The sequence below is a fragment of the Lentilactobacillus sunkii DSM 19904 genome, from assembly GCF_001435575.1.
GTDB lineage: Bacteria > Bacillota > Bacilli > Lactobacillales > Lactobacillaceae > Lentilactobacillus > Lentilactobacillus sunkii.
Map to the genome: position 1 here is coordinate 26,217 of NZ_AZEA01000020.1, position 14,557 is coordinate 40,773.

Annotated in this window: 13 protein-coding genes; 11 read left to right on the plus strand and 2 right to left on the minus strand. The window is 43.3% G+C overall.

From position 1 onward, the window contains the following. Window positions 1–200 precede the first annotated feature (200 nt). The 3 genes from FD17_RS10110 (at window position 201) to FD17_RS10120 (ending at window position 4,055) form a co-directional block, all read left to right on the plus strand. Window positions 201–1,655, plus strand: coding sequence for a zinc ribbon domain-containing protein (locus FD17_RS10110; RefSeq protein WP_057826072.1), 1,455 nt, complete (start codon window positions 201–203; stop codon window positions 1,653–1,655). Between the two features lie 157 nt (window positions 1,656–1,812). After that, window positions 1,813–2,367 carry an SDR family NAD(P)-dependent oxidoreductase gene (locus tag FD17_RS10115; RefSeq protein WP_235803209.1) on the plus strand — a complete coding sequence of 185 codons (555 nt, stop codon included), beginning with the start codon at window positions 1,813–1,815 and terminating at the stop codon, window positions 2,365–2,367. Between the two features lie 185 nt (window positions 2,368–2,552). After that, complete coding sequence (locus FD17_RS10120) at window positions 2,553–4,055, plus strand: hypothetical protein (RefSeq protein ID WP_057826073.1); 1,503 nt, start codon at window positions 2,553–2,555, stop codon at window positions 4,053–4,055. Between the two features lie 97 nt (window positions 4,056–4,152). On the opposite strand, the gene FD17_RS10125 is transcribed toward FD17_RS10120, so the two are convergent. Continuing rightward, a complete protein-coding gene (locus FD17_RS10125) occupies window positions 4,153–4,668 on the minus strand; it encodes a hypothetical protein (RefSeq protein ID WP_057826074.1) in 516 nt (171 codons plus the stop codon). Between the two features lie 274 nt (window positions 4,669–4,942). On the opposite strand from FD17_RS10125, the gene FD17_RS10130 reads away from it, so the two are divergent. The 8 genes from FD17_RS10130 (at window position 4,943) to FD17_RS10165 (ending at window position 13,678) form a co-directional block, all read left to right on the plus strand. Further along, entirely contained in the window at window positions 4,943–6,319 is a 1,377-nt protein-coding gene (locus FD17_RS10130) for a serine hydrolase domain-containing protein (protein WP_057826083.1), read from the plus strand. Window positions 6,320–6,659: 340 nt separating this feature from the next. Then, entirely contained in the window at window positions 6,660–7,853 is a 1,194-nt protein-coding gene (locus FD17_RS10135; protein WP_057826075.1) for a serine hydrolase domain-containing protein, read from the plus strand. 69 nt (window positions 7,854–7,922) lie between these two features. Next, a complete protein-coding gene (locus FD17_RS10140; RefSeq protein ID WP_057826076.1) occupies window positions 7,923–8,066 on the plus strand; it encodes a teichoic acid D-Ala incorporation-associated protein DltX in 144 nt (47 codons plus the stop codon). A 13-nt stretch (window positions 8,067–8,079) separates the two neighbouring features. Continuing rightward, complete coding sequence (gene dltA / locus FD17_RS10145) at window positions 8,080–9,606, plus strand: D-alanine--poly(phosphoribitol) ligase subunit DltA (RefSeq protein WP_057826077.1); 1,527 nt, start codon at window positions 8,080–8,082, stop codon at window positions 9,604–9,606. Beyond that, window positions 9,603–10,820 carry a D-alanyl-lipoteichoic acid biosynthesis protein DltB gene (gene dltB / locus FD17_RS10150; RefSeq protein WP_057826078.1) on the plus strand — a complete coding sequence of 406 codons (1,218 nt, stop codon included), beginning with the start codon at window positions 9,603–9,605 and terminating at the stop codon, window positions 10,818–10,820. The genes dltA and dltB overlap by 4 nt, the downstream gene beginning before the upstream one ends. 20 nt (window positions 10,821–10,840) lie before the next feature. Further along, entirely contained in the window at window positions 10,841–11,074 is a 234-nt protein-coding gene (gene dltC, locus FD17_RS10155) for a D-alanine--poly(phosphoribitol) ligase subunit DltC (protein ID WP_020281524.1), read from the plus strand. Continuing rightward, window positions 11,071–12,348, plus strand: a complete 1,278-nt coding sequence (gene dltD, locus FD17_RS10160) for a D-alanyl-lipoteichoic acid biosynthesis protein DltD (protein ID WP_057826079.1) — start codon at window positions 11,071–11,073, stop codon at window positions 12,346–12,348. The genes dltC and dltD overlap by 4 nt, the downstream gene beginning before the upstream one ends. Further along, window positions 12,320–13,678 (plus strand): serine hydrolase domain-containing protein, encoded by a 1,359-nt coding sequence (locus FD17_RS10165; protein WP_057826080.1) that lies wholly within the window; start codon window positions 12,320–12,322, stop codon window positions 13,676–13,678. Before dltD ends, FD17_RS10165 begins: the two co-directional genes overlap by 29 nt. Before the next feature lie 123 nt (window positions 13,679–13,801). Here FD17_RS10165 and FD17_RS10170 read toward each other — a convergent pair whose 3' ends face one another. Further along, window positions 13,802–14,503: an ABC transporter ATP-binding protein gene (locus tag FD17_RS10170; RefSeq protein ID WP_057826081.1), complete on the minus strand. Its 702-nt coding sequence runs from the start codon at window positions 14,501–14,503 to the stop codon at window positions 13,802–13,804. Window positions 14,504–14,557: the final 54 nt, after the last annotated feature.

A 14,557-nucleotide genomic window follows, 5' to 3' on the forward strand; every position in this document is an offset into this window, starting at 1 on the left:
AAAGATTTTTGAGTTGTGACTGTGGATTCGAACGCCTAACTCAAGGCGCTCAGCTTAGTTTAACTATAACTTTGAATAAGAATTATCAAGACAGTTCTAAATACAATAACCATGCCAAAACACACATGACACACCGCCATCAAAGCGATATAATTATTAAGTTATACTAATAATGTTTATCTTCTGAGGAGATGTTGTTCATGGGACCAAACACTTCAAATGATGACGACGGGTTGCAGTTTTGCCCCAACTGCGGTCAACGGGTGACTGCCAACGATGATTTCTGTCCTAATTGTGGATATAATTTGCAGGAATATCGTTCAGGGAGCCAAACGCCAGAGCCAGCTCAACCAGCACCCGTAATCAATCCACAAAAGCCAGCGAGTCGGACGAAAAAGAAAGTTAGAACCAAACAGCAAAAACGCCGCAGACGCGAGACACTGATGGTCGTCTTCGCGGCTATCTTGGCAATCAGCGGTATTACATATGGTGAGTACTATTATTCCAAAGCCAGCACGTTAACACGAGCAGTGGCGGCAGTGAAAAATAATCAAAGTGACTTGCATGATTACTTTTACACCACCGATCCAAACCTCAAACTGACGAATAGCAAACTTCAGCCACTCACAAAGTATTTCAATCAGAATCCGGACAAACTCTTATCGTTTAAGACCCAATTATCCGGATTGGGAACCTTCGACAATCATCGCCTTAGCTATCAAAAAGATGGCCAGAAGTTTCTGATCTTTCCTAATTGGAAGATTAAGGTGAAGCCTGTGTATGTTACCTTAACCGTCAACAAGAAGAATGCCCAGATTAAAGAAGATGCCACAAAAATTGCGGTTTCCAACACGCCTCATTTTTCAAAGAAAATTGGCCCACTGGTACCAGGCAGCTACCAACTTGCCAGCTCAGCTAATCTTGATGGCCATAAGCTGACTAACGCCAATACTTATCACTTAAATAGCAATAAGACCATTCCGCTGACCCTGAAGACCGTTTCATTTAATGTCAGTGGCCCGGCAGGCACGCACGTCAAAATCAACTCAAAAGATCAGGGTAAAATTGGCAGTAGTGGTGTCATGGACTTCAAGGATTTCCCCTGGACTCAGGAAATGAAAGTTCAAGGGGTTTACCAGAATGGCAAAAAGTCGATTTCTTCTGAACCGCGGGTAATTAGCAGCTCAGATGGTAATCAAGACATTTCATTAGTGTTTAAAGGCTTGGTCAGCGATGATGACGCCACCACATTATTTGATAATTTGTCTGAGGCCATGACCAGTTACAGTGACAGCGGGGACCTCGATGATGCAGCCGACGACGATGGGGATGACATGTCATCATTATTTGTCGGCGGTGATTCCAGTCCGTACTTTGGTCAATTTAGACACATGGGTAAGAGTTACTATGAAAATGACGACTTGGATGGGATCAAAGTGTCGGCAACCGTTGATTCAATCAAGCTCGATTCAGAAAGCAGCAGCGACGTCACATACGACATGAAATATGAATTTGACACCGGTGGCCACTACCACATTCAGGTATTTCGATATACAGCTGAGGTCGTTAAGAATGACGATGACGATAACCCAGTTGAAATTAAGTCGATTTCAAATCAGTATCAGAAGATTAGTGATTATGATAAAGCCTATTGATAATTATTTTCTTCTATCGTCCAATTAAAATCAGTTTTTAGTGGGCTCAGGATAAAACAGAATATTCATATTATGTACTGATTTTAAATCATGAATTGCAATAAATATGTCACGAGTGTAATCGCTTCCAACACCGTCACAGGGTGCTATACTCTATTTGTATAGAGTCAAATGGATTTATTCGGAGGCGAATGATAATGGCACCATTGATATTCTGTTCAATAATGCCGGTATTTATATCATCGGCAAGATTCCTGATATTACTGTAGAGACATGGAACAAGCTCATGAACATTAACGTTTTAGGCACGTTCTTAGGTTTGAAGCATGTTTTGCCAGTTATGGCTGAAAAGCATCAAGGGTCAGTGATTAACGCATCGTCGATTGCCGGAATTGCCGGATCTGCAGGCCACATTTTGTATGGTGCCAGCAAAGGTGCCGTCAGAACCATGACTAAAGATGCCGCAGCTGAATATGCTCCAGCAAATATTCGGGTGAACTCAATTCATCCAGGATACATTAAGACCGCAATGGCAGATTATGCATCAGCTTCACTGGGCGTTCCAGAAAACCAGTTGGGGAAGATCTTCCCATTGGGCCGTTTAGGTGAAACCAGCGAAGTGGCTCAAGCCGTTTTGTTCTTGGCTTCGGATGCTTCTTCGTTTATTACCGGAGTTGAGCTGCCGATTGATGGGGGATTTTTGGCACAGTAAAATTCAATATCAGCATATCCGGTTTTTAACTGAAAAATAATCAAAAGGGGTGGTCAGTTTATCGCCCCTTTTGCTTTGTTCTGAAAACTCGATCAACATTTGCCTTTCAACTCTATTATCGATACAATTACTCTAATAATTGGTTGACGCATTCAGCATGATTTACTCAGAAGGGATTCTAAATAATGGTTAAAGATATCCAACAAGAATTGTTTAAAAAGATCAATCACGCCCAGCCAGAGGAACTGAAGACTTTGATTCTTCGATTGGCATCCTTAGATGATAATCTTGCTGGGGTAATTCTGGCTGTCTTGAACAATGAACCTGTCCAGGCGTCACATCCTAACAGACAAACAGAAGATTTCAACGAAACAGAATACAGTGAAGTTGATCAAAATGCAGTTGATAAGGAGATCCGCCACATTCGAGATGTTATTTCCGAAGAAATTTCTGCAAATGGCGGCGATTTGGACTACTTAAAGCCAAGACAAATTAGAGCTTTAACGGAATTTTTTGAAGGGGTTATCGACGAAATTCAAGATGGAATCCACCATGGTGATATCCCATTAGAGCTTTCCGTGCCGCTCTTACTGCTAACATACCAAAATCAAGTTCAGCTATTACCTAAAACGGTCGAAAATACTCAGTTGTTTAAAGATAGTTTGCAAGATACCATGTTCGCCTTGGAGGAGGCCGTTTCAGATCCTGAAAGCATCAATGAAAATATAAAAAATCGATTGATGCAACAGGTTATCAGCTTATTTAAGAAAAGCATCTTTAAGGGTATGCCGGAAGAACGATATGATTTATTTTTCACAGCACTACCATTGGTAACTGAAAAAACGGCTCCTAAGATGATTACCGTTTCGGAAAAGCTTGAAAAGCAGGACAGCATATTTGATATGCTGTACCTTGAATCCAACCAAATAATGTTGCAGATCCGGATTGCCCTTCAGTTAGGCCACATGGATCGCGCCCAGCAAATAATTGATGATCATATGGATAACGACACTGTTCTGTCAGAATATGTATTAATTCTTGAAGCGCAAAAGAATTTTACAAAAGCAGAACAGGTTATTCAAGATGCGATTACTCGAAAAGTAGGAGATCCGCGACAATGGCATTCCAAGTTAGCCCAAATTTATCGCCTGACAAACCAAGATGATAAATTGAAAGATCTATTGAAGGACGAGCTGTTGTCAGGAAATATCCACGTATACAAGCAGTACAAAGATTTTTTGGTTGGCAAGCATGAGTGGAAAAAGGAATACCCACACTTATTAGCTGAGTTGGAAGATAATCTTGGTCGATATGATTATTGTGAGATTCTTCTTCAAGAAAAAGAATACACTAAGCTTATTGACCAATTAAAGAAATACAACAGTATGGCGATGATCAGACGGTATGCGCCGGACATTTACAAGTTTGCCAAACAACCGGTTACCGAGTTGTATTTGAATTCAGTTGTCATTCCGCAATCCAATAAAAAGACTGTGACGGGTCCGGCACAATTGGCTAGTGACATTAGTAAGTTTTTGAATTTCAGTAAGGATCTTGATACGACCAAAAAGTGGGTTAAACAGCTCAAAGGAAGGTTAGACAAAACGGGTAAATTCGGTGATGCGTTTGGTAAGGTAGACGACTCAATTGACAGATTTGAATTGTTGAAGAAAAATAAGTTGTTTTAATGTAAACAATAAAGGATTCCCTTCAACCGGTTGGTGAAAGTGAATCTTTTTTTGAAATGACTCATTGTTTCATGGTCAGCATGGAAGGTAATTGATATCACATCGTCGACGTATAAAACCCACCAAAAAACAGCAAAGTACTCACAACCTCAATCACCAGCCCAAGCTTGAACCAAGGCCGACTCTGATAACCCAAAATTGGTCCAGAGATGGCAACAAGAAATGGAATTGTCAGGAAGATGGCAATCGCAGCAAAGGGGGTATAGAGGATATTAAACGCGGAGTTCAGTTCCAAGTTAAATAACAGCATGATGGTGGTCAAGATCACGGAGAAAATAATCAGCAAAGCAAGATAGAACGTCCATTTATGCTTAATCGGAATATCCTGGAGATCTTTACGAACAATCCAATACGCCGCCCAGGCAATTAATGTATTGATGACCAAATTGACCGCAAGATAAATGGCAACTTGATATGTTGGAGTTGGTACTTGATCAGCAGCCGACTTTGGGAACCAGCCGGAGACGACCCAGACATCGAACCAAAACAAGAAGACAACTGCAAGTATCCAATTTAATCCAAATACTGCTAACACTTTAATTCCACGAGCCATCACAAATCCCTCCAATCGATCATAATTGGTTTCAATTATAGTCAACATCACGTTGCCATTCCGGCTTTGGCATGGATTTTACGTAAAATTAACGATTTTGATATGGATGATCCTTTCAAAAAGCAAGCATGTAAATTTAACGATAATAATAATTCTGAGCGACATGGTACCATTCACTCCGCGACTAATGTTACAATTTCATTGAAGTTCCATAAATTAGAATAAGATTATTATAATGAACAATATCAATAAATTAATGGGGATGACATCAATCATGAATACAAAGAATAAATTGAAGACAACATTACTGATTGCCGCAGGAGCACTTCTCCTCGGCGTCACAGCCACGCAAGCAACGACAGCCAATGCAGCACCAACGACCACGGCTTCGTCAACTAAGAAGACGACAAGTACCACAAAGGCCAACACAAAGCGTTATGATGCCCAGATCACTGCACCAAAGTCACTTGCCAGCGGCTACCAAATATACTCAAACGTACCGGGGACCAAGAACACCACCGGCACGCCAACCACGGTAACCAGTAGCAGCAAGTACAACAACAAGTACGTCCGCGTCATGCAGACACAGGATTCCGGTTCGGCTACATACGCGCAGATCCGTTATAATGGCAAGATTCTTGGCTGGATGAACGCAAATGGTCTCACAAAGGTTTCATTCAAGTCAATCGCCCAAGCCACTATGCAGCAATATGACGCAATTGGCACTGTGCTTGTTTCACACAACAAGAGTCTCACGCCAACCATCGTCAGCAACGGTTTTGCCAACATGCTGCACAGCACCAAAAATGCCAGTGATGGCACGGTGGTCTATCCATTGGCATCTCTGCAAAGCACCATGACCGGCGTCATCATTCAAAAGCTGATTAACGCCAAACAATTAACGCCAACGACCAAGCTGAGCAAATTTTATCCACAAATTGCCCACAGCAAGACCTTCACGATCCAGCAATTATTGACAATGACCTCGGGAATCAAGGGCAACATTAAGACGCCAAGTGACTTGCTGAGTGAAGATGACGCCTACGACAACGCCATCAAGTCTTTGACCTCAACCGGCAAGACAACCTTCAAGTACAGTGACATCAACTATGTCTTACTGGCGGGCATTATTTCCAAAGTAACCGGCAAGACTTATACGCAAAATCTGCAGTCACGGATTTTAAATAAGCTGGGCATGAAGAACACTTTCATCGTCAATGATACCCAACCGACGATGGCCGCAATCAAGGCGGTTAGTTACACGTTGAATGGCAATTCAGATTACCAAAATTCACAATCGGTATCTTATCCAACATTGTCTGCCCTTCCAGGTGCCGGCAACGTATTAACCACGCCGACCGACTACTACAAATTCGTATTGGGCATTCAAAACAACAAGATCCTGACGCCTAATAGCTACAAGAAGCTGACCGGATACAGTACCAAATATTCAGGTGGAATGTATGTCAATCAAAAGGCAGTTAAGTTCAATAACGGCACATACACTGATACCGGATTTAGCACTGGGTACTACGCATCTGACGGTAATCAGCATGTGACGGTGACATTCTTAAATCAATCACCGCTGAAGAACAACATGACGCCAGCCCAATTTACCCAAAAAATGAACAATATCGCCACTTATTATTAAAATTATAACCAACTGAACATACTGATAAAGCCCTTGATAGAAGTAGTCTCAATCAATGAGAATGCCGATATCAAGGGCTTTTCGTTTATCCAAAATCGATCATGCAACTCACTCTAATCATAATCAAAAAATCATGCTCAATCGTCATACCTATTCCCAAATACTCACCGAAAACTAAAGAAAATGCCAAGATTTTAAAAGTTAGCTAAAGGGCTTACATTTGAACGTTGAAATGATTGCCAATTATTTGCTTCTGCTCATAATGGACGTAATTAATTGTTACCGGAATGTTACAGGAGATTTACAACCACATTTCCGGCTATCAAAGGGGGCGGTGCGTATGAAGCATGGACGCACGTACTTATACATATTAGCAGTATTGTTGGCGGTCATTGGCGTCGCTGGAGGAGCCGTATACTGGCGGACCAATCACCAAGAATTTCGAACGCAGCAAGCACGAAAACAGGCAAATACTCGCAAGCGTGAACAGGCGTTAAACGTTGAGGAGAAGAAACGACAGGCCAAAGTCAATCGGACGGCACCCAAGAAGTTGAGCACCAAGACCTCTAAGCAGACTACCAGGGTGACGAGATACCTCAACCGGAATCATTTTGTGGGCTCGGCCCTGATCGTCAAGAACAACCGGATCATTTATCGAAAAGGGTTTGGGTACGCAAATTATGCGACCAAACAACGCAACTCAACGAAATCAGAGTATCAGATTCTTTCAATCCAAAAGTCATTGACTGCGGTGATGGCCATGAAGCTGATTCATCAGGGAAAGTTATCACTGAACACCAGGCTGTCGAAGTACTATCCAAAGGTTAAAAATGCCAGAAATATCACTATCCGCAATTTGATGGATATGGATTCCGGCCTGGTCATGAACAGAACCGGATCATACAGGCCGCTCAAGGAAAAAGAAGTTGTTAAATATGCGACCGAACATGTGATTAACAGGTCGCCACGTAACAAAGACTGGTATCAGCCGGTCAACTTCGTCCTCTTGGCGGGCATTATTTCAAAAATTACCCATACTTCATACAAAAAGTATTTCGACAAACTCTTCACTAAACCGTTGAGACTCAAAGGAACCGGGTTCGTCCAGCAATGGGGGTCAAGACCCAACCGGACGCTGGGGTATCACTGGCTGAAGTCGACTCAGATTAAGCAAAATTATGACAAACAGTATCACGAAGCCCGCGCCTCAATGCAAAACGAACTGGGTACCGGACAGGTTTTCATGACGGCCTGGGACTTATATAAGACCGAGCAGCATATTCTGCGCGGCAATATCATTCCACAGTCAAGCGTTGCCTTACTTCATCAACCGGGCAGTAATGCGCCATATGGTGGTGGAATCTACAACCAAAATAACGGGATCCGATCCCATGGAATTGGCTATGGGTATGAATCTTCTATTTTTATCACTCGAAATGGCCGTTCGGGGGTCGTCTTATTAAGCAATGATTATCGGCCTGCTAACTCGATTCAGGACTTGGCAGCTAAGCTGTTTGATAATCTGGCAACCTAGCTGTCGAAAAATGTATTTTGAATGATATCACATAATCAGCAGATAGATTTTATCCAAGGAGATGGTTACATGGCACTGAGGGAATGGCTGAGCAAACCAATTGTCCAGTTTCTATTGCACACACTCGTTTACTTCGCAATCATGATGGTTTTATTTTATCTTTACGATTACAGCGGCATTAACCAAGCAAAATTTATTTATAACGACTTTTAGGGGGAAGAACTTTATGTCCAAGAATTTAATTCAGGCAATCGATGACTATGCAGAAACAGCGGGGGATAAGGTTGCATACTCCTACGATGGCAAGCAGCACACCTACGCCGAACTCAAAACTTATTCAGACGCCTTGGCTGAACACATCGATGCCATGGGGTTACCGCTTAATGAGCCGATTATCGTGTTCGGCGGGAAATCCTTTACGATGATTGTTGCGTTCCTGGCGGCAGTTAAATCAGGTCACGCCTACATTCCGGTAGACGTTAATTCACCAGCAGAGAGGTTGGAGATGATCAATCAAATCGCTCAGCCAGTCGCAGTGATTGCCGCTGAACCAATGCCGACCAAGCTGGATGGGGTTCCAGAAATCGATGAGGAACAACTTGAACACGTTTGTTTGGAAAAGGTTGATTATCACCTGACTCATCCGATTTCCGGTAATCAGACCTATTACATCATCTTCACTTCGGGGACGACGGGGGTGCCAAAGGGTGTCGAAATCAGCTACAGCAATTTGAAGAGTTTCGTGGACTGGATTGTAGGTGATGAATTTGAGCTGCCAAGGAAGTTGGACATGCTTCAGCAGCCAGCCTATTCATTTGATCTCTCCGTCATGAGCTTGTATCCAACTCTGTACCTGGGTGGCACCCTTCACGTGTTGTCGAAAAAGACAACCGATAACTTCATCGTTTTGTTCACAGCACTTAGATCCATGCCCATCAACACCTGGGTTTCCACACCGTCCTTCATGGATATTTGTCTTCTCGAATCATCATTTGATCAGGAACACTATCCTCAGCTGAGGCACTTTCTTTTCTGTGGAGAAGAATTGACTCACAAGACCGCTGCGGCATTAAAACAGCGATTCCCGGATGCCCACATTTTCAATACTTATGGGCCGACCGAATCGACAGTTGCGATTACGGAAATTGAAATTACCGACGATGTCCTTGAAGAGTATGACCGGTTGCCGATTGGGTTTGTGAAGCCGGATATGAACGCCCGCGTCGTTGATGAAAATGGCGACTTTATCACAGATGGTACTCGTGGTGAGTTGGTCATATACGGCACCAACGTTTCCAAGGGGTATATCAATAATCCCGAGAAAAATGCTCAGGCATTCTTCAAAATTGGTACCCAACAAGCTTATCGAACCGGTGATATCGTCACCATGGCACCAAATGGCTTATTGAGGTACTTTGGCCGCAAAGATTTTCAAATAAAGCTCAATGGTTTCCGAATTGAATTGGAAGATGTTTCCGCAATGGTTAACCGAGAAGAGCACGTCAAGCAGGCGGTTGTTGTACCGAAGTACAACTCTCAACACACTGTTTCCATGCTGATCGCATATGTGGTTCCCGAAATCGGAAACTTTAAGAACAACCTTCAATTGACGGCTGCCATTAAGAAAAACCTGGCTAAGGACATGATGAACTACATGATCCCACAAAAGATTGTTTATCAAAAATCACTGCCGTTGAGCTCTAACGGGAAGGTCGACATTAAGGCGGTGATTGCGGCGGTTAACACCCAATGAGATGGTACATTCCGTACGGTAATCCGACCTACTTTATCTGGCTTGCGCTGGCGATTATCCCGTTAATGATCGGATTATTGTACGGCCGTCGGTTCAGAGGATACCAGACAATCATTTCACTATTCTTTTTGATACTGACCTTTGGTGGGCCAAATTGGAAGACCGGTATTTCATTAATCAGTTACCTGGTTTATCAGATGATTCTGGTGGGATTGTATTCCCGATACCGCCAGCCCAAAGGTTCACCGAACAAAGGCTGGATTTTTGTGACCGCAGTCGTCTTGGCAATTGTGCCACTGGTGATTGTTAAGTTGACGCCGTTGTTTACGCCGGGGCGACAGTCGATCATCGGTTTCATGGGCATTTCCTATATCACTTTCAAGGTTGTCCAGACAATTATGGAAACCCGTGATGGCATGATTAAGGAATTTCACCCAGTATTATTTGGCCAGTTTCTGTTATTTTTCCCGACGATTTCATCGGGACCAATTGACCGATATCGGCGCTTTGAAGCTGATTACGCAAAGGTGCCGGAACGCGAAGCATATTTGGACATGATTCAAAAGGGTGTCCGCTATGTGTTCCAAGGTTTCTTATACAAGTTCATCCTTGCCTATTACTTTGGCACGATCCTCATGCCGCAGCTTCAACAGCAGGCATTGTTGGCTCACGGATTTTCCTGGAATATCGTCGGCTATATGTATGCTTATAGTATGGATCTCTTCTTTGATTTTGCCGGTTATAGCCTGTTTGCCGTTGGCATCAGTTACTTAATGGGCATCAAGACACCGATGAATTTCAACCAGCCATTTAAATCCAAGAACATTAAGGACTTCTGGAATCGTTGGCACATGACCTTATCGTTTTGGTTCCGGGATTACATCTTCATGAGACTGGTGTTCTTCTGTATGAAACACCACATCTTCAAATCGCGAACCACAACCGCAAACGTGTGCTATGTCATTAACATGTTAATCATGGGATTCTGGCATGGTGAAACCTGGTTCTACATTACTTATGGTCTCTACCACGGGTTTGCGATGGTGATCAATGATACCTGGCTGAAATTCAAGAAGAAGCATCAAAAGCACATTCCCCACAATAAATTGACAGAACTATTTGCGATTTTTCTAACGTTTAACGTTGTCTGCTTCAGCTTCCTGATCTTCTCAGGATTCCTGAACACGTTGTTTTTTGCACCAAAACCATATTAATTTAAGAGGAGCTGTTCGTTATGGATGATAAACAAACTGTATTGGATATTTTGCAAGACTTAACCGGTGAAGATTTTTCCGACAACTTGGACGAAGACCTGTTTGCCAGTGCACTGCTTGATTCAATGGGAACTGTTCAACTGCTGCTGGACCTCCAGGATAAGTTGGGCGTTCAAGCACCGGTTTCCGAATTCGATCGAAACGAGTGGAATACCCCGGCCAAAATCATTGCGAAAGTTGAAGCGGCCAAATGAGTATGAAAAAGCGGCTCTTCATGATATTTGGGCCGATTTTTGCTGCGGCATTATTGATGCTGGCAGTGTTTTTATCACCACTGTGGTCGGGGTTCAATTATGTTAAGCCGGAGGTGGTTGATAACGCTGCCGCATCACTGTCGCCGCAAGTTTTAAAAGGCCAATTGATTAAACGAAATGCATTCGAAAATGGTTATGTGCCATTCTTCGGTTCGTCTGAATGGTCACGGTTTGATCCATTTCATCCATCGGTTTTGGCTGCCAAGTATCATCGCAGTTATCGACCGTTTTTACTAGGGGCTCGTGGAAGTCAGTCATTGACCCACTTCTTTGTAATGCAATCGATCAATCCTCAATTGAAAAACAAAAAGGCCGTCTTCTTCATTTCTCCCCAGTGGTTTACACCGATGGGCGAGGATCCAAACGCGTTTTCCTTTTACTATTCAACGCTTCAAACGACCAGCTGGATTGAACATCAAAATGGTTCCAAGATGGACCGCTATGCGGCATATCGACTGTTAAAGATGCCTTCAGGGAGTTCCGATAAGGTGATTGCCGGTGCACTGGCCCGCATCGCTGCCGGATTGAAGCCCACTTCTTCTCAGATGCTTTACGTTGGTTTGCGAAATCGAATTCTGCTCAATGAGGACCAGATCTTTTCGCGTTATCGGATTCCGTTGAACAATGAAAAAACGATTGACAAGAATGAGCAGAAACTACCAGCGCACTATAACTATCAAAGGTTGGATGCCTTGGCAAGCCGGATTGGCGCTCAAAAGACATCTTCGAATAATTTTGGGATTGACAATAACTTTTGGAATCATCGGTTGAAGCCTCACGTCAAAAAACTGAAGGGGTTTCAGACTCGGATGAGTTTCCTCAAGTCCCCGGAATATAGCGACTTTGAGCTGATTTTGAACCAATTTGCCAACGATCGCACTAAGGTCTTATTCATCATCCCACCGATTAACGCCAAGTGGCAGAAATACACCGGCCTTTCGCAGTCGATGTTGGACCAGTTCGATCAAAAGATTACTTATCAGCTGAAGTCCCAAGGATTTAGTCATATCGACGACCTCAGCCATGACGGTAACGTGCCTTACTTTATGACCGATACGATTCACCCAGGGTGGCGCGGTTGGCTGAAGATGGATCAGGCAATTCGACCATTTTTAACTAAGAAGGTGGCAACACCTCATTATCAAATTAACAAACAGTTCTACTCCAAAAAGTGGCAGAACGAAAATGGAAGTGAGAACAATCTTGACTACTAAATCAAAAATTCGGACTGTGGTGCTTTTTTTGGCGGGGGTGCTGATAGTTGGCGGATATGCGATCAGGCAGAAGTCTTTTGCTGCATACAATCCAGTCACAGCTACCAGCAACAAGCACTACGATGCTCAAATTGTGAACCAGACAAATTTGAAAACCGGCTACAATCTTTATTTGGATGGACCGTATAATACCAGCCCGACATCCATAAGGGCAGTGGGCAACGGATACAAATACAATAATGCCTATGTCAGAGTGATGCAGACCAAGACGACCAAGACTGGTTCATATGTACGGTTAAGGTATTTTAAAAACTATCTTGGTTGGATGAATGTTCATGGCATCAAACCAGTTTCTTTCTCCCAAGTAGCCCAGGGGACGATGCAGCAATATGATGTGATCGGCACCGCAGCCCTTGAACCTTATACGACTCAGCCACCGGTGATTGTCAGCAATGGTTATGCCGATCAGGCGCATAAAGTATTGAATGATGGATCCGGCACGGTCGTTTATCCTCTGGCATCACTGCAAAAGGCGATGACCGCGGTGATGATCCAACAGCTGATTGACGAGGATAAGTTATCGGCAACAACGCCATTGAGCCAATATTATCCGCAAGTTCCGTATAGTGCCAATATCACCATTGCTGAAATGTTGGCGATGACCTCCGGCTTGGAAAATACGGATATGACACCAGCCAAGCAAATGACCGAGAATCAGGCATACGCCAATATGATCAAGACATTGGAATCCACCAACAACCAGTCATTTGCATATAGTGATGCAAACTATGTGCTGTTGGCAGGGATTATTGCCAAAGTCACTGGGGAAAGTTATGCTCAAAATTTGGAACAGCGCATTATAAACCCGGTTGGGATGACCAATACGTTTATGGTGACCGGAAGTAAGCTTAAGCTAAAGGATACCCTTGCAACAGGCTACAAGAAGAACGGCACCCAAGACTATACGAATCCGCAGACAATCTCGTACGCTCGGATGTCGGCAATTCCCGGAGCTGGAAATTTGTTGAGCACCCCGAGTGACTACTATAAGTTTATTTTGGCGATTAGAAATGGCAGCTTGTTGCCGTTTGATCAGCATGACGACCTTCTGGGATATGGCTCAACATATTCAGGTGGTGTGTATGTGACCCGAACCGGAATTTATTTCAACAACGGTTCATTTGGTGGTACGGGTTACAATACCGGCTTTTTTGCATCTGATGATAATGAGCACATTGCGGTTGTCTTCTCCAACCAGTCACCACTTGGAGGTAACTTATCATCGAAGCAGTTTGTGTCGAAGATGTATGATGTGGCGACATATTATTGATTATTTGGATATGCAAAACGGCAAACACTTATGAGTGCTTGCCGTTTTTTGTTGTGGAACTATTAGGCTTTATCAATACTGAGTGAGCATTGTAAAAATAGATAGATGAAAAATTCTTTATGTTTACCACTCAATCTCCTCAACCGAAACCGGTGTCTCATTCATCTCATCATTCTTAACCTGCCCATCACCAATCTCAATAATATGATCGGCCATCGGCTTAATCATGCCATTATGAGTAACGATGATGACATTCTTGTCGGTTTTATGACTGAAATCCTGCAGTAATTTCAAGATACTTTTACCAGTCTTGTAGTCCAAAGCACCTGTCGGCTCATCACAAAGCAGCAGGTCAGGATTTTTGGCGATTGCCCGAGCGATGGCGACTCGTTGCTGCTCACCACCTGATAGTTGGGCAGGAAAGTTGTTGGTTCGTTTTGCAAGGCCAACGTCATTCATGACTTCGCGCACATCTAACGAGTCAGGTGAGATTTGGGATGCCAGTTCAACATTTTCCAATGCTGTTAGGTTGGGAATCAAGTTATAAAATTGGAAGACAAATCCAACGGACAGCCGGCGGTAAGTGGTCAGTTGTTTGGGTGAGTAGTTGGAAATATCTTTACCGTTAACGATAACATCACCCTTGGTTGGGGTGTCCATTCCGCCCAAAATATTTAATAACGTTGATTTACCAGCTCCGGAGGCTCCCACAATAATGGTGAGTTCTCCTTTTTTGATTTCAAAATTAATATCGTCATTGGCGCGAACTTCCTGCTCCCCACTGCCGTATATTTTGGAAACTTGCTTGACGTCGATATATGCCATGATGTGCCTCCCGAATTGTTATTCCTAAGAAGCTGTCTAAAATCTCTTAAGTAA